This is a genomic window from Actinomadura sp. NPDC000600 (genome assembly GCF_040492135.1).
GTDB lineage: Bacteria > Actinomycetota > Actinomycetes > Streptosporangiales > Streptosporangiaceae > Spirillospora.
This window is the reverse complement of the sequence record NZ_JBEUPD010000001.1, coordinates 241,945-257,961: the sequence shown is the minus strand read 5'-3', so window position 1 is coordinate 257,961 and position 16,017 is coordinate 241,945. Positions and strand designations below refer to the sequence as shown.

The following is a 16,017-nucleotide window of genomic DNA, read 5'->3' as shown; positions in this document are numbered from 1 at the left end:
CGCGTCATGTCGCGGCCCGCAGGTAGCGGCCGAGCGCGCTCACGGGGAACACCAGCCGGTACAGGTGGTAGTTGATGTAGAAGTCGCCGGGGAAGCCGGTGCCGGTGAACAGGTCCTCGTCCCAGTTCCCGTCCGGGCGCTGGTGGTCGACGAGCCACTGGACGCCCGCCTCCACGGCCGGGGAGCGCTCGCCCGCGGCGAGCAGCGCCAGCAGGGCCCAGGCCGTCTGGGAGGGGGTCGACTCGCCCCGCCCGATCCACGCCGGGTCGTCGTAGGAGCGCAGGTCCTCGCCCCAGCCGCCGTCGGCGTTCTGGTGGTCCTCCAGCCAGGCGACGGCGCGCCGGATCGCGGGCTTGCCGGGACGGACCCCCGCCGCGATGAGCGCGGGCACCACGCTGCCCGTCCCGTAGACGTGGTTCGCCCCCCAGCGCCCGAACCAGGAGCCGTCCTCCTCCTGCGCCCTGAGCAGCCACACGACGGCGCGCCTGACCGCGGGCGACTCCGCGAGGCCCTCCCCGGCCAGCGCCTCGACGACGTGGGCGGTGACGTCGGCGGACGGCGGGTCGATGACGGCGCCGAAGTCGCAGAACGGCAGCTTGGTGCAGAGCTCGCGGGTGTTGTCGGCGTCGAACGCGGCGAAGCCGCCGTCCCGCGACGCCATCCCGTCCAGCCAGCGGACGGCCCGCCTGACCGGCTCCTCCGCCTCCGGGAAGGACACCTTGCGCAGCGCCAGGATGGCCTCGGCGGTGTCGTCGGTGTCGGGGTAGACGTCGTTGTCGAACTCGAACGCCCACCCGCCCGGCGGGACGTCCGGCCGCTTCACCGCCCAGTCCCCCGGCCCGCGGACCTCCTCGCCGACGACCCATCCGGCGGCCTTCACCAGGGCGGGGTGGTCGGCGGCCACGCCCGCGTCGGCGAGCGCGTTCATGGCGAGCACCGTGTCCCAGACGGGCGACTGGCACGCCTCCAGGCGGCGGCCCTTGTCGTCGCGGATGATGAACCGTTCGAGCCCGTCCAGCCCGCGTTTGACGACCGGGTGGTCGAGGCCGTAGCCGAGCTCGTGCAGCGCCATGAGCGAGTACACCCACGGCGGCTGGATCCCGCCCCAGCAGCCGTCGGCCTCCTGCCTGGCGATGATCCAGTCGGCGGCCCGGCGCAGCGCCGCCAGGCGCAGCGGGCGCACCGGCCGCCTCTCGTACACGTGCAGGACGCGGTCGAGGGCGTTGAACGCCGCCCCCCAGCCCTTGGCCTCGTTCGCCGGCATCGCGCCGCACCGCAGCTCCGGCAGGTCGAACGGCAGCGCCCGGACGGGCCGCAGCGACCCGAGGACCGTCAGCGGGACGATCGTCTGCCGTGCCCAGCACGCCCAGTCGTAGACGTTCAGCGGGACGCGGCTCGGCAGGAACATCAGCTCGGGCGGCATGACCGGCAGGTCGTCCCAGGACCACTGGCCGAACAGCGCCAGCCAGATCCGGGTGAACACGCGGCTGCCCTCGACGCCGCCCGCCTCCCGCACGTACTCGGCGGCCTTGCGCATGTGCCCGGCGCCGACCGGGTCCCCGGCGAAGCGCAGCGCGACGTAGGCCTCGATCGTCGTGGACAGGTCGGCCGGGCCGCCGTGGAAGTTCGCCCAGGTGCCGTCCTCGCGCTGCTGGGAGCGGATCCAGCGCGCCGCGTCCTTGGTGTCGGCGTCGGAGCGGATGCCGAGGAACTGGCGGAGCAGCAGGTCCTCGGCGTCCATGGTGACGTTGGTCTCCAGTTCGGCCTTCCACCAGCCCTCGGGCGACTGCAGGCCGAGCAGGTGGTCGCGGGCGGCCTCGGCGGCGGCGGCCGCCGCGCCGGTGAGTCCGGACACGTCGGTGGTGGTCATTCGGTCCTTCCCTTCTGGCGCGGCGGGTCAGTGGTCCCGGGAGGTGACGAACAGCGCGATGTCGCGGAACTCGGCGGCCACGAGCCCGTCCATGCCCGAGTCGTCGAGGTGGCGCCCGGCGGCGGCGACGCGGCGGTCGGCCTCGGCCGCGGCCCAGTCCCGGCCGCCCGCCGCCTCCACGAGGCGGGCCATCTCCCGCAGGACGCCCTCGGACGGCGGCCCGGGTTCGGCGTACAGCGCGGCGAGCCGCTCGGACTCGGGGCGCCCGGAGTTCAGCGCGTACACCACCGGCAGCGACTTCTTGCGCGCCCGGAGGTCGGCCAGGACGGGCTTGCCGGTCGTCTCGGGACTGCCCCAGATGCCGAGCAGGTCGTCCACGAGCTGGAACGCGAGGCCCATCTCGGTACCGAACCCGGTCAGGTGCGTCACGAGGCGGGTGGGGCCCTCGGCGAGCATCGCCCCGATCGAGCAGGCGCAGGCGAGCAGCGCACCCGTCTTGTCCCCCGCCATGGTCAGGCACTCGTCGAGCGCCACGTCGTCGCGCTGCTCGAACCCGATGTCGAGCGCCTGGCCCGCGATGAGCCGCTGAGTGGCGGCGGTCAGCGCGCGCGCCGCCCAGTGGGCGCCTCGCGTCTGCTGGTCGAGGAGCAGGTTCTCCGACAGCGCCAGGAGCGCGTCCCCGCCGAGGATGGCGGCGGACGGGCCGAACACCGTCCACGCGGCGGGCCGGTGCCGGCGGGTCCGGTCGCCGTCCATGATGTCGTCGTGCAGCAGCGAGAACGCGTGCACGAACTCGACGGCGACGGCGCCGGGCAGCGCCGTCTCGTGGGGTGCCCCCGCGGCCCGCGCGGACAGCAGCGCCAGCGCGGGACGCAGCGCCTTGCCGCCCGCGGCGGCGGGCTCGCCGTTCTCGTCGGTCCAGCCGAGGTGGTAGGCGACGACGCGGCGGGTCCACGGGTCGAGGCGCTCCGCGCAGGCGCGCATGGCCTGGTCGACCAGGGCGCGGCCGTCGGTGATCGAGGCCGGGACGGTGGTCATCGGCCGCTCCCCCCGTCCTGGCGGTGCTCGTTCCGGACGGTCGGTCTCAGGTGGCGGCGGACGAGACGGGCCGCGGTCAGACCGCTGCGCACGGCTCCCTCCATCGTGTCGGGCCAGCCCGTGTCGGTCCACGCGCCGGCGAGGAACAGCCACGGCAGCCGGGTGGCGGACGCGGGACGCAGCGCGTCGCTGCCGGGGCTCTGGCGGAACGTCGCGTGCCGCTCCCGCGTCACGAAGAAGTCGGTGACGCGAGCGCGGCGGGCGGCCGGAAGCAGCCGCCTCAGCTCGGCGAGGTACACCGAGCGCAGTTCGGCGGTGGGCGTGTCGATCCAGCGGTCGGCCGCCGAGACCGACACCGCCAGGTACTGGCCGCCGCCCGTCAGGCCGCTGACCGCGGTGCGGTCGAACACCCACTGCACGGGCGAGCCGACCGCGGCGGCGAACGGCAGGTCGGCGCCGTCGACCCGCAGGACGGGCCGGTCGTAGACGACGTGGACGTTGACGATCGGGCTGGAGCCGAGCCCGGCCCAGCGCGCCCGGTCGGGGGCCGCCTCCTCGGGGACGAGCCCGGCCGCCGCCCGGTGGGGCACGGCGAGGACGACGGCGTCGGCGCCGACCGGCGAGCCGTCCACCACGAGCTTCGGCCCGGCGTCGATCGCCGTCACCTTCGCGTTGAGGTGGATCCGGCCGCCGTTCCGCTCGATCTCGGCCGCCGGGAGCGTGCCGTGCAGGTCGCCGAGCGGGACGGCGGGCACGCCGATGTCGGCGGCGTCCGCGCGGCCGAGCAGCGCGGTCTGGCACACGAACGCGGCGGGGCCGAGCGCGGCCCCGTCCAGGCGGACGTTGAGCGCGGCCGTGACGAACAGCTCCCAGAGCGCCGCGCGCGCCCAGGGCCCCTGCCCGTGCTCGGCGAGCCAGGTGCCCATGCTGATCCGGTCGAGCGACGGGTCGGCCGGGTCGACGCGGTCGAGCGCCAGCGACGCGCCGACCGCCCGCAGCCGGTCGGGCGGGGAGAGCAGCCGGTACCCGGCGAGCGCCGGCAGCAGGTGCAGCGGGCCGGGGGCCTTCGCACGGCGGAGCCGTCCGCCCGGGCCGTCCGGGGTCAGGACGCGGACGTCGAAGCGGTCCTGGACGCGGACGCGGTCCAGCGCGTCCAGCCGGGCGAGCAGCCCCTGGTACGCCGAGCAGCATTTCAGGAAGATGTGCTGGCCGTTGTCGACGGTCAGGCCGTCCCGCGTGAAGGAGTGGGTGGCGCCGCCGAGCCGGGGCCGCGCCTCGTAGACCGTCGGGCGCAGCCCCGCCTCCTGGAGCGCCAGCGCGGCGGTGAGCCCGGCGAGCCCGCCGCCGACGATCGCGACCTCCGCCGGGCCGCCGTCGCGGGCGCTCACCGGTGGATCCCGGCCATCGCCATGGCGGACACGGTCGCCTTCTCCCACGCCGGCAGGGACGTCCGCGTCTCCAGGGCGGTCAGCGGGTCGGCCGTGATGCGGCGCAGCAGGTGCCGGTAGATGCCCGCCATCGCGCCCGCGCACGCGGCGCTGCGCCGGTCGAGCATGGGCAGCAGCTTCAGGCCGTCGGCGTACCACCGCTCCGCCCGGTCCGCCTGGAAGCGGACGAGGCTCGCCAGGCGGTCGGGGTCGTCGGTCGCCCGGCCCGCCTCGTCGCGCTCCAGGGTGCATCCGAACCGGGCGAGGTCCTTCGCGGGCAGGTAGACGCGGCCGTTCGTCCGGTCCTCCCGGACGTCGCGGAGGATGTTCGTGAGCTGCAGCGCGACGCCGAGCGCGTCGGCGCGCGGCACGGCCGTGGCCGGGTCGTCGGTCCCGAAGACGCCGAGCGACAGGCGGCCGACGGAGCCGGCCACGCAGCGGCAGTACCAGAGGAGGTCGTCGAAGGTGTCGTAGGTCCCGCCGCGCACGTCGGCCTCGCAGCCGTCGATGAGCTCGCCGAACGCGTCGAGCGGGATCGGGTGGCGGCGGGCCGCGTCGGCTAAGGCGACCAGCACCGGGTCGGAAGGGTGGGCGCCGGGGTCGGCGATCCGGGCGCGCTCGCCGGCGAGCGCGGCGAGCCGGTCCGCGACGGGCGCGCCGTGGTCGTCGCCGATGTCGTCGACCCGCCGGGCGAACGCGTACACGGCGCTGAGGGCCCGCCTCTTGGGGGCGGGAAGCAGCCGGATCCCGTACGAGAAGTTGCGCGCCTGGGAGCGGACGACGCTCTCGCAGTGCCGGTAGGCGGTGGATGCGTCCATCTAAGCTGCCCTTCTCCTTCCCATGGTCCGCGACCACTCGGCGAGCAGCCGCGCCTTCCTCGGCCGCGGCGGGCCCGCGAGGACGTCGTAGGCGGCGCGCTCCAGCGCGTCGAGGGCGGCGAGGCCGCCCGCGACGTACCCGGCGACCGCGACCCGCGCGAACCCCTGGAGCCCGCAGGTGAGGGCGGCGCCCTCCGCCAGCATCCGCCGCGCCCGCCCCGCCTGGAGCGCCACGACCCCGCGCAGCCGGGTCGGGGTCGCCGCGGCGGTGAGGTCGTCCTCGGTGCAGCCGAAGCGCCGCAGGTCGTCCGCGGGCAGGTAGACGCGGCCGTTGCGGTGGTCCTCGGCGACGTCCTGGCAGTGCTCGATGATCTGCAGGGCGGTGCACACCTTGTCCGACAGCCGGATCCGGTCCGGCGTGGCGGCGCCGAAGACGTGCAGGACGATGTGCCCGACCGGGTCGGCGGAGAGCGCGCAGTAGCCGAGGAGGTCGTCGAACGTCGCGTACCGGGTGACGGCCTGGTCCTGGCGGTTCGCCCGGATCAGGCGGCGGAACGGCTCGGCGGGGATGCGGCGGGCGACGATCGTCTCGGCCAGGTCGCGCAGCACGGGCAGTTCCGGCCGCTCGCCCGCGTAGACGCGGTCGAGGTCGCGCTCGACCAGGTCGAGGAGGTCCGCCCGCTCGCCCGGCGGCGCCTCGTCCCCGATGTCGTCGACGAGCCGGGCGTACCCGTACACGTTCAGCAGGTGGGCGCGGTGGCGGGCGGGGAGCAGCCGCGAGGCGACGGGGAAGTTCTCCCCGGCCTGCAGTTCGGTCCTCGCCCGGCGTTCCTCGGTGGCGTTCCGCAGACGCTCGCTGACGGACATGGTGTTCCCCCTGGGGCGGTGGCGGCGCGGGGGCGCTTATCGATGCCCGTTAACCGGGTGATCGACCGGTAAACCTGGCATCGTCGGGGCCCATGGTGCGTACGTCCCCGATCGACAGCGCGAAGCCTCCCGAATTTCCGTCGTTCATGAATATAGGCCGGAAGTGGTCAGGCGGGAATATGGGTTCGGGCGTCCGGGCGATCACCGGCCGTCGTCCCGCATTCACCGGAGAATGGCGGCGGCTCCGCGGGACGGGCGCCGCGGGACGGGCGGAACGGGCGGCGGGAGGCTCAGTAGGTGGCGAGTATTCGGGCGAGGACGCGAGGCGTGTGCTCGGGCGGCGAGGCCTCGGTGACCAGTGTGTTGAACAGGTGCCAGTGGTGCTCGATCTCGGCGCGCCGCGTCGGGTAGACGGCATTGTCGGGACGCTCCAGATAGACCATGTCCTGCAGCCCCTGCTGCGGGAACCGGACGAGGGTGAGCGACCCGTCTCCGGCGACCTGGCCGGAAATGCCGAGGGGCGCGATCTGGATGGTGACGTTCGGCCGCCTGCACAGCTCGACGATGTGCAGGATCTGCCCGCGCATCGTCTCGGGCGCGACGGTGGGACGCCAGAGCGCCCCCTCGTCCAGCACGACCCAGAGGTTGAGCGGGCGCGGCCGGCGGCGCAGGACGCGCTGGCGCCGCATCCGGAACTCGACGCGCCGCTCGATCTCGGCCTCCGACCCGGACCCGGTGCGGGAGGCGACGAGTTCGCGGACGTAGTCCTCCGTCTGGAGCAGTCCGGGAACGAACCGGGCCTCGAACGTCCGGACCAGCTTGGCCGCCTGCTCGGCGCTGAGGTAGTCGCGGACCCAGCGCGGCACGATGTCGCCGTCGGCGTGCCACCAGGGCGGCGCGTCGGTCTGCTCGGCGAGGGCGAGCAGGGTGGCGAGCTCGCCGGGGTCGGCGCCGTAGCGGTCGAGCAGCCGGGCGACGTCGCCGGCCCTGGCGCGCGAGCGGCCCAGCTCCAGTCTGGTGATCTTCGACTCGGAGCCGTAGATCGCCAGGCCCGCCTTCCGGCGGGAGAGCCGGGCGGCCTCCCGCAGCTCGCGGAGCCGCCGGCCGAGCAGCATGCGCGGGACGAGCGGGTCGCCCTGCGCGGAGACCGTGCTCACCGGAGCGTTGCGGGTGCGGGCCGACCGCGGCTTCCTGCTGCCGGTGATCGTGGCGGAGGCCAAGGGGGGACTCCTCATCGGAAGACGGCGTGGACGACCGCTCCGACTATAGTTCACGCTGCGCGTCGGAGATAGGACCGTATGTTACGTAGCGTCTCGGACATATAGCCCAGTCCCGGGAGGCGACCCCCGGCACGGCGCCTCAGGGTTTGCGGGCCACCCCGCATCTGGTCGGCAGGTTCTCGCCGCCGATCGGCCCCACCTCGGGGCGCCATGCGCCGCTCGTCACCAGGCCCGGCTCCTCCAGTTCCAGCCCGTCGAAGTAGCCGCGGATGAACTCGGGGCCGCGCAGCCGGAACGGGACGGCGCCGGTCTCGTCGTAGGCGCGCTGCGCCGCGTTGAACGCCTCGTTCTCGTCGGTGGAGTCGTGCAGGATGAGGTAGCTGCCGGAGGGCAGCGGGTCCATCAGCCCGCGGACGACGTCGTACGCCTCGTCCGGGTCGACGATGTGCCCCAGCACGCCGATGATCATCAGCCCGACCGGCCGGGACAGGTCCAGCAGTTCCGACGCCCGGTCCATGATCGTCTTCGGGTCGTGCAGGTCGCAGTCGATGTAGGCGGTGCTGCCCTCGTTCATCAGAGCGCGGGCGTGCGCGAGGACGAGCGGGTCGTTGTCGACGTAGACGACCTTGGCGTCGGGAGCGGCGCGCCGGGCCATCTCGTGGGTGTTGTCGACGGTGGGCAGGCCGGTGCCGCAGTCCATGAACTGGCGGATCCCGCGCTCGCGGGCCAGGAACCGGATCGCCCGGTCCATGAAGTAGCGGCCCGCGCGGGCGATCTCCACGATGCCCGGGTACAGCCCGACGTAGTGGTCTCCGGCGAGCCTGTCCACCTCGTAGTTGTCGGTCCCGCCGAGCCAGTAGTTCCAGATCCGCGCCGACTGCGGAACGCCAGTATTGATCTTGGAGTCCGATCCCTTCCCCGGGCCGGGCGTGGCATCCGTCATCGGTTCTCCTTCGTGGACAGCCCGGCCGTCAGGCCAGGGGAAACGGACTTTTGCGGAGCATGTCGGGGATGCCTGGGCGTTTCGGCGGCGGCCGGGTCGGCTCGTGCCGAGACTGTTAGAACGTGGGGTATGGCGCGGCAGGTCAGGCGGGCGTTCAAGTACCGCTTCTACCCCACCGGCGAGCAGGCGGCTGAGCTGTCGCGCACGTTCGGCTGTGTGCGGCTGGTGTACAACAAGGCGCTGGAGGAACGCACCCGAGCCTGGTACGACGAGCAGCGCCGCATCTCCTACGCGCAGTCCTCGGCGGCGCTGACGCGGTGGAAGAAGACTCCGGAGCTGGCGTTCCTGGCGGAGGTGTCGTGCGTGCCGTTGCAGCAGGTGCTGCGGCATCTGCAGACGGCGTTCGCCAACTTCTTCGCCAAGCGCGCCGCCTACCCGCGGTTCAAGTCGCGCAAGCGGTCGCGTGCGTCGGCCGAGTACACCCGCAGCGCCTTCACCTGGCGCGACGGGCGTCTGACGCTGGCGAAGATGGCGGCGCCGCTGGACATCCGCTGGTCGCGTCCGCTGCCCGAGGGCGCGGTGCCGAGCACGGTGACGGTGTCGCGCGACAGCGCGGGCCGCTGGTTCGTCTCGATCCTGTGCCAGGACACCATCACCGCGGCCCCGGCCACGGAGCACGCGGTCGGGATCGACGCCGGGATCACCACGCTGGTGGCGCTGTCGTCCGGGGAGAAGATCGCCAATCCCCGCCACGAGCGGCGTGACCGCGCCCGTCTGGCCAAGGCGCAGCGGGAGTTGGCCCGCAAAACCCCGGGTTCGGCGAACCGGGACAAGGCCCGCCGGAAGGTGGCCCGCGTGCACGCGCGGATCGCCGACCGGCGACGCGACTTCCTGCACAAGGTGTCGACCCGTCTCGTCCGTGAGAACCAAACGGTCGTGATCGAGGACCTCACCGTCGGCAACCTGCTCAAGAACCGCACGCTCGCCCGCGCGATCACCGACGCCGCGTGGCGGGAACTGCGCTCCATGCTGGAGTACAAGTGCGCCTGGTACGGCCGCGACCTCGTGGTGGTCGACCGCTGGTTCCCCTCCTCCAAGCTGTGCGGAACCTGCGGAACCGTCCGCGAGACTCTTCCGCTGGAAGTCCGCGAGTGGACGTGCGAGTGCGGTGCGGTGCATGACCGCGATGTGAACGCGGCGCGCAACATCCTGGCCGCCGGGCTGGCGGTGACCGCCTGTGGAGACGGTGTAAGACCTCAACGGGACACCTCCCGGACGGGGCACTCGTCGGCGAAGCAGGAAACCCAGCGGGCGACCGCTGGAATCCCCCGCCTTCAGGCGGGCGAGGAAGCCAAGGTCTGACGCTCCTTCCAGCAGGTACGGGGCACCTCTCGCGGCAAACTTAGACCCCGGGCCCCGAGAACTGCCGGAAAAGCGGAATTCGGACCTGTCCCCCCATCAATTCGGGACGATGACGAATACGCAGGGTGATCTCGACACCGAAATGTACGTTGACTCGTGTGCCCTATGTGACGCCTGCGGGCGCGGAAACCGGCCGGGGACGCGCGTCGGCCGTCCGGCCGAAATGATCACTAACGGAGCGGATATGGATCGGTGTCCGCGACGCCATGGCGATCACACCGGGAGTCCAGGCGATCAGCTTTTACCTTTCCTGATATTTTGCCAAATCGAACGTCACTCATTACCCGCAGGCCGAGTCGTCGCCACGGCCTTCGTCCCGGACGAATCCGAACAAGATTCACGACTAGCCATTTATCCCTTATTGCGTCATTTCAGGCGTTTCTTTCGTTCGCCGTACCAACGCCCACCCGGGGATCGGGCGGTCAGCGGCCCGCCCAGACGGCGATCGCGAGCGCCACCCGGTCGTCGAACCGCATCGGGTCGCGGCCGGTGAGCGACTCGATCCGCGCCAGCCGGTGGCGGAGGGTGTTCGGGTGCAGGAACAGCGCGCGCGACGTCGCGCCGACCGCGCCGCCCATGTCCAGGAAGGTGCGCAGCGTCTCGGTGAGGCGGGTGCCGTGCGCGGCGTCGTAGTCGCTCAGCGGCCGGGCGATCTGCTCCAGGAAAGGGGCCAGCTGCTCCTGGTCGAGCCGGTCGAGGAGGGCCTGGAAGGTGGCGAGTTCGGAGGCGTACACGACCCCGCCGGTGCGGCGCGCGGAGTCGAGCGCGGTGAGGCTCTCGGCGAGCGAGAGCGGCAGGTGCTCCAGCGGGCCGGCGCTGCCGACGCCCGCGGGCTCGGTCCAGGCGTGGGCGTCGTTGGTGACGAGCAGGGCCGTGTCGTCGTCCAGGCCGAGGACGCCGGGCAGCTCCTCCTCGACCGAGCCGTCCATCGCGATCACGAGCAGGGAGGCGGGGTCGAGCCCGGCGTCGTCGATCCGGGGGCGCAGCGCCTCGGCGGACGCGAGGCCGTCGCGCACCATGCGCAGCAGCCGCCCGGTCTCCTCCCGCTCGTGCCGCTCGTCGCCGGCGGACGCGAGCCGCTCGGCGAACCACTCGGTGAAGCCGAGGAACGGGACGTCCTGCGGCACCTCCAGCAGCGGGAGTCCGACGCGGTCGCAGGCCAGGCTCAGCTCGTCGGGCACGGTGTCGGTCATGTCCCCGACGCCGTAGCCGATCGCGCTCCCCCGGCCGGACTTGACCGAGTCGACGAACGCGGCGCACGCGCCCGGGTCCCGCAGCGCCGCGCCGACCGTCAGGACGACCTCGTGCCCCCGCAGGTAGGGGCCGGGGTCGAGCAGCTCGGTGGAGTGCGCCCAGCGGACCGGGCGGTCGAGCCCGTCCTCCCCCGCGACCAGGCGCAGCCTGAAGCGCGGCACCTCGAGGAGCTGCCGGACGGTGAGGTGCGGCGGCGCGGAATCGCTGGTCACAGCCTCACCCTCTCATTCCGGCCCGGCGCCGTCCCGTGCCCGTGACCGTCTTTTGGGCAAGTGCACGAAAGGTCGGGCGCGGCGCGGTGGGTTCGGCCAAGAAATCGCCATGAGGCTTGTCACCAGCGCTTATGCCGGGTTTGCCTGGTGCTTTCGGGGCATCGGGAGGTGATCTCATGGACGGGCGGGTCGCGCTCGTCGCCGGGGCGGCCGGCGGCATCGGCTCCGCGCTGGTGCGCGAGCTGGCGGGGCGCGGCTGGCGGACGGCGGGGCTGGACCTTCGCCGGGCCTCGGACGCCGACCACTCGGTGAGCGTGGACGTGGCGGAGCCCGCGCAGGTGCGCGCGGCGGTCCGGCGGATCGAGCGGGAGCTCGGCCCGGTCGAGGCGGCCGTGTGCGCGGCCGGGCACCACGCGATCGTCCCGATGTCCGACATCGCCTGGCCCGACTGGCGGCGGATGCTGCGGGTACACCTCGGCGGCGTGGTCAACGTGTGCGCGGCCGTCGCGCCGGGGATGGCCGAGCGCGGCCGGGGCAGCCTGGTGCCGATCGTCTCCCACCTCGGCGTCGGCGGCGCGAACGCCGAGGCGCACTTCGCGGCGGCCACCGGCGCGGTGATCGGGTTCGTCCGGTCGCTGGCGGCGGAGCTGGGGCCCTCCGGGGTGCGGGTCAACGCGGTGGCGCCCGGCCCGACCGACACGCCGATGCTGCCGTCCGACTCGCCCTGGCGCCGGCCGTCCTACCTGCAGGCCCTGCCGGCCGGGCGGCTCACGTCCCCGGAGGAGGTCGCGCTCGCCGCCGCCTACCTCATCGAGGACGGCACGTTCTGCGCCGGCGAGATCGTCTCCCCGAACGCCGGGACGGTGCTCTGATGACGATCGCGCTGATCACCGGGGCGGCCGGCGGGCTCGGCACGGCCGTGGCGCGCCGGCTCTCGGCCGACGGGCGCCTGGTCGCCCTCAACGACCGTCCCGGCCGGGACGTGGCCGGGCTCGCCGCCGAGCTGGGCGGCGTCGCCGTGCCGGCGGACGTCTCCGACCCGGCGGCGGTGACCGCGATGGTGGCGGAGGTCGAGCGCCGGACGGGCGGGCAGATCGGGCTCCTGGTCACCTGCGCCGGCCGGCTGGAGACGGCCCCGTTCACCGCGGAGCCGGAGGACCTCGCCGACTGGTGGCGGGCGGTCGACGTCGACCTCGGCGGGACGTTCGCGTGCGCGCAGGCCGTCATGCCGGGCATGGTCGAGCGCGGCGGCGGCCGGATGGTCTTCGTCGCGTCCGAGTGGGGGGTGATCGGGTGGCCGCGGGCGAGTTCCGACTCGGCGTCCAAAGGAGGGACCATCGCGCTCGCCAAGTCGCTCGGCCGCGAGTTGGCCCCGCTCGGCATCGCGGTGAACGCGATCGCGCCGAGCTCGATCGACACGCCGCGGCTGGAGGTGGACGCCGCGGCGGCCGGGGTGACGGTCGGGGAGTTCCGCGCCCGGTGCGTCGCGCGGACGCCGCTCGGCCGGGTCGCCTCGCCCGAGGAGGTCGCCGCGGCGGTCGCGTTCCTGGCCGACGAGCGGCTTCCGACGCTCGTCGGCCAGATCCTGCAGGTCAACGGCGGCACCACCCGGGCCCGCGCCTGACGGCCCTCCTACTCGCGGGCGGCGACGGCGTCCGCGGGGCGGGCGGTCATGGCGAGGCGCGCGGCCGGGAAGGTCGCGGCCCCGGCGAGCAGGAGCCCGAAGGCGAGGACGCCGAGGTGGCCGATGGGCGGGACGTACGGGGGGCCGCCCGTCATGCCGGCGGCGAACGCGGTGAGGGTGCCGAGGGCGATCGCGGTGCCGAGGGCGGCGGCGATCGCGGCGACCGCCAGCGTCTCCCATCCGAGCATCGCCATGATCTGGCGCCGGGTCGTCCCGACCAGGCGCAGCAGCGCGAACTCGCGGGACCGGCCGGCGGTGGACATCGCGAGGGTGTTCACCACGGCGATCGCCGTGAACGCGATGATGAGCCCCATCGCGACGTAGGCGACCTCCGCGTCGGCGGCCGACCTGGCCTCGGCGAGCGTGCCCGCGGACACGACCGGGAGGCCGCGCGGGGGGCTGCCCGCGATCAGCAGGGTGCCGCGGGGGTCGTCGACGTGGGCGGCCAGCAGATCGCGGGAGACGGTCAGGTCGCCGAACCCGAGGCCGCGTCCGTAGACCGCGACCACGGTGGGCGCGAACGGCGTGCCGTCGCCGAGCGTGAGCGGCAGCCGGTCCCCGGGCCTGACGCCGAGGCGCCGGGCGGCGGTGGCGCTGACCGCGACGGCGGAGGCGTCCAGGCGGTCGAGCGACCCGGACCGGACGTCCAGGTCCAGGGTGCGGTCCAGGCCGTCCGGCGTGACGCCCTGGACGGCGTAGTTCTCCAGGCCGACCCGGACGGTGCTGTGCAGCACCTCGGTCACGGCGGTCACGCCGGGCGTCCGGCGGAGCTCCTCGGCGGTGCCGTGCGGGACCCTGGGACCGGCGACGTGCGCGGCGAGGGTGCCCTCGCGCGCCTGCCGCGTCGCGGCGTGGCCGATCGTCGTCTGGACGAACAGGATCGTCGCGGTCAGCCCGATCATCAGGGTCAGCGGGGTGACGACGGAGGCCAGGCGCCGCGCGCCGGCGGCGAGGTTGGCCGCCGCGAGATGCCCGCCGCCCGGGAGGAGCCGGAGCGGGACGGCGAGGGCGGCTACCGCGCCGCGGGCGATGAGCGGGCCGAGGAGCGCGACGGCGACGGTCCAGACGATCGCGGTCAGGATCGTCACCGGGCTCGACGCCGCCTCCGTGTCGAGGTGCGCCAGCAGCACCGTCAGGACGACGGCTCCGGCCGCGACGGCGGCCCCGGCCGCGATCCGGGCCGGGCCGAGCCGGGCGCGGCCCGCCGCCGCGTCGCCGAGGGCCTCGACGGGACGGATCCGGGCCGTCCCGCGCGCGGTGATCCGGGCGGCGGCGACGGCCGCGGCGAGGGCGGCGAGCGCGGCGGCGAGCGGCGGGAACGGTCCGACGACGAGCTCCAGGTTGGGCGGCAGCGCACCCAGCCCGCGGAACTCGTCCCGCAGCCGGAACGCCAGCGGCAGCCCGGCGGCCGCGCCGAGCGGCCCCGCGACGAGCCCGACCAGCAGCGCCTCCCGCCCGATCATCCGGCGGACCTGCCGCGGCGTCGCGGCGACCGCCCGCAGCAGCGCGATCTCCCGCTCCCGCTGCCGCACCGACAGCGCGAACGTGCCGGACACCACGAGGACGGCGACGAGCAGGGCCGTCCCGCCGAGGGCGCCGCCCATGGAGATGAGCTTGACGCGCGCCTTCTCCGCGCCGAGGAACTCCGCCCGGCCCCGGTCGTCGCCGGTGTGTACGGTCGCCGCGGTGCCGCGCACGGCCCCCTCGACCGCCTTGGCGGGGCCGTGGGCGCCGATGGCGGTCACCATGCCGCCGTGGCCGGCGAGGCGCGCCGCCTGGGCCGTCGTGAAGAAGACGGCGGTCTGGTGCGCAAGGGCCTGCCGGGTCACGCCCACGACGCGGTAGGAACCGGGGACGGCGGCCTGGACCCGCACGGTCGCGCCCACGCGCAGGCCGCCGGCGCGCGCCGCGGCCGCGTCGACCACGATCTCGTCGTCCGCGGCCGGTGCCCGCCCCTCGCGGAGGGTGAACGGGGTGAGCGCGGCGGACTCCCACCCGTGGCCCCACGACGCGCGGCCGTCCGCGCCGGAGCCGCTCCCGGCGGAGCCGATCTCGGCGGGGAACGTCACCTCGGTGACGACCCCCCGGACGCCGTGCGCCGCCCGGACCCTCGCGGCGACGGACGCGGGCAGCCACGCGCGCTCGGCGATCGGCTTCGCCTTGTGCTTCCGCTTGCCCTCCTTCTTGACGATCGTCTTGTGGACGAACTGGTCGCCGGTGACGACGACCGGCGCCCCCGCGTACCGCTCGGGCTCGACGGAGCCGCGCAGTCCGGTGTCGAGGAGGACGCCGCACGCGCAGACCAGGGCCGCCGCGCACAGCAGCGCGGCGAACGCCCCCGCGAAGCCCGCCTTGCGGTGCCGCAGCGTGGCGAGAACGAGTCCGAGCATCACTTCCACGCCCCCAGCCGGGTCATGCGCGCGGCGACCCTGTCGCTGGACGGGGCGTCCATCGCGTCGACGATCCGGCCGTCCGCGAGGAACAGCACCGTGTCGGCGTAGGAGGCGGCGACCGGGTCGTGGGTGACCATCACGACCGTCTGGCCCATGCCGTCCACCGTCTCGCGCAGCAGCGTCAGCACGTCCCGCGCCGTCATCGTGTCGAGCGCGCCCGTGGGCTCGTCCCCGAAGACGACGTCCGGGCAGGTGACGAGGGCGCGTGCGATCGCGACCCGCTGCTGCTGCCCGCCGGACAGCTGCGCGGGCCGGTGCCCGGTCCGGTCGGCCAGCCCGACCCGGGCGACCACCTCCGTGAGCCACCCCCTGTCCGGACGGGTGCGCGACAGCCGCAGCGGAAGGGTGATGTTCTGCTCCACGGTCAGCGACGGCACCAGGTTGAACGCCTGGAACACGAAGCCGACGCGCCGCCTGCGCAGCTCGGTCAGCTTCGTCTCGTTCATCGAGGAGAGTTCGGTGTCCCCCAGGCGGACCGTGCCGGACGTGGGCGTGTCCAGGCCGGCGGCGCAGTGCAGGAACGTGCTCTTGCCCGAGCCTGACGGCCCCATCACCGCCGTCAGGCGGCCCCGCGGGAGTGACACCGTCACCTCCCGCAGCGCCGCGACCGCTCCCCTGCCCCGTCCGTAGACCTTGCTGACCGCGTCCATGCTGACCGCGTCCGTGGGCGCCGCGCCGGTGCCGACCGCCTTCGTGCGTACCGCGTCGTTCATACCGATCAGTCTTCTGACCTGCGGTTCCGGCCACCAGAGAAGAGATCACCTGCTACCCGTGACTTCGTCATGGGTCCGGGCGTGACGCCGTCCGGG

Annotated in this window: 13 protein-coding genes; 3 read left to right on the top strand and 10 right to left on the bottom strand. The window is 74.3% G+C overall.

The features are described from left to right. Positions 1-4: 4 nt before the first annotated feature. The 7 genes from shc to ABWI07_RS01085 form a co-directional block, all read right to left on the bottom strand. Positions 5-1,870 carry a squalene--hopene cyclase gene (shc, locus tag ABWI07_RS01115; protein ID WP_353817301.1) on the bottom strand — a complete coding sequence of 622 codons (1,866 nt, stop codon included), beginning with the start codon at positions 1,868-1,870 and terminating at the stop codon, positions 5-7. A 27-nt stretch (positions 1,871-1,897) separates the two neighbouring features. Continuing rightward, entirely contained in the window at positions 1,898-2,908 is a 1,011-nt protein-coding gene (locus tag ABWI07_RS01110; RefSeq protein WP_353817300.1) for a polyprenyl synthetase family protein, read from the bottom strand. Beyond that, complete coding sequence (gene hpnE, locus ABWI07_RS01105) at positions 2,905-4,296, bottom strand: hydroxysqualene dehydroxylase HpnE (protein ID WP_353817299.1); 1,392 nt, start codon at positions 4,294-4,296, stop codon at positions 2,905-2,907. Before hpnE ends, ABWI07_RS01110 begins: the two co-directional genes overlap by 4 nt. Further along, positions 4,293-5,153, bottom strand: a complete 861-nt coding sequence (gene hpnD, locus ABWI07_RS01100) for a presqualene diphosphate synthase HpnD (RefSeq protein ID WP_353817298.1) — start codon at positions 5,151-5,153, stop codon at positions 4,293-4,295. Before hpnD ends, hpnE begins: the two co-directional genes overlap by 4 nt. Next, positions 5,154-6,020, bottom strand: a complete 867-nt coding sequence (gene hpnC, locus ABWI07_RS01095; protein WP_353817297.1) for a squalene synthase HpnC — start codon at positions 6,018-6,020, stop codon at positions 5,154-5,156. Between the two features lie 290 nt (positions 6,021-6,310). Then, positions 6,311-7,240 (bottom strand): helix-turn-helix domain-containing protein, encoded by a 930-nt coding sequence (locus tag ABWI07_RS01090; protein WP_353817296.1) that lies wholly within the window; start codon positions 7,238-7,240, stop codon positions 6,311-6,313. Between the two features lie 139 nt (positions 7,241-7,379). Beyond that, positions 7,380-8,183, bottom strand: coding sequence for an SAM-dependent methyltransferase (locus ABWI07_RS01085; protein ID WP_149259356.1), 804 nt, complete (start codon positions 8,181-8,183; stop codon positions 7,380-7,382). A gap of 129 nt (positions 8,184-8,312) precedes the next feature. Here ABWI07_RS01085 and ABWI07_RS01080 point away from each other — a divergent pair, with 129 nt between their 5' ends. Continuing rightward, a complete protein-coding gene (locus ABWI07_RS01080) occupies positions 8,313-9,545 on the top strand; it encodes an RNA-guided endonuclease InsQ/TnpB family protein (protein WP_149259355.1) in 1,233 nt (410 codons plus the stop codon). A 482-nt stretch (positions 9,546-10,027) separates the two neighbouring features. On the opposite strand, the gene ABWI07_RS01075 is transcribed toward ABWI07_RS01080, so the two are convergent. Then, a complete protein-coding gene (locus ABWI07_RS01075; protein ID WP_149259354.1) occupies positions 10,028-11,071 on the bottom strand; it encodes a PucR family transcriptional regulator in 1,044 nt (347 codons plus the stop codon). Between the two features lie 176 nt (positions 11,072-11,247). Here ABWI07_RS01075 and ABWI07_RS01070 point away from each other — a divergent pair, with 176 nt between their 5' ends. Next, positions 11,248-11,943, top strand: coding sequence for an SDR family NAD(P)-dependent oxidoreductase (locus ABWI07_RS01070; protein WP_149259353.1), 696 nt, complete (start codon positions 11,248-11,250; stop codon positions 11,941-11,943). Next, the gene (locus ABWI07_RS01065; RefSeq protein WP_149259352.1) at positions 11,943-12,695 is read left to right on the top strand and encodes an SDR family NAD(P)-dependent oxidoreductase; all 753 of its coding nucleotides are present in this window, start codon (positions 11,943-11,945) and stop codon (positions 12,693-12,695) included. Before ABWI07_RS01070 ends, ABWI07_RS01065 begins: the two co-directional genes overlap by 1 nt. 8 nt (positions 12,696-12,703) lie before the next feature. Here the strand turns inward: ABWI07_RS01065 and ABWI07_RS01060 are convergent, their stop codons facing one another. Together ABWI07_RS01060 and ABWI07_RS01055 are read right to left on the bottom strand one after the other, a co-directional pair. Further along, complete coding sequence (locus ABWI07_RS01060; protein WP_353817295.1) at positions 12,704-15,145, bottom strand: ABC transporter permease; 2,442 nt, start codon at positions 15,143-15,145, stop codon at positions 12,704-12,706. Further along, on the bottom strand, positions 15,145-15,921 hold the full coding sequence (locus ABWI07_RS01055) for an ABC transporter ATP-binding protein (RefSeq protein ID WP_353817294.1): 777 nt from the start codon (positions 15,919-15,921) through the stop codon (positions 15,145-15,147). Before ABWI07_RS01055 ends, ABWI07_RS01060 begins: the two co-directional genes overlap by 1 nt. Between the last annotated feature and the right edge of the window lie 96 nt (positions 15,922-16,017).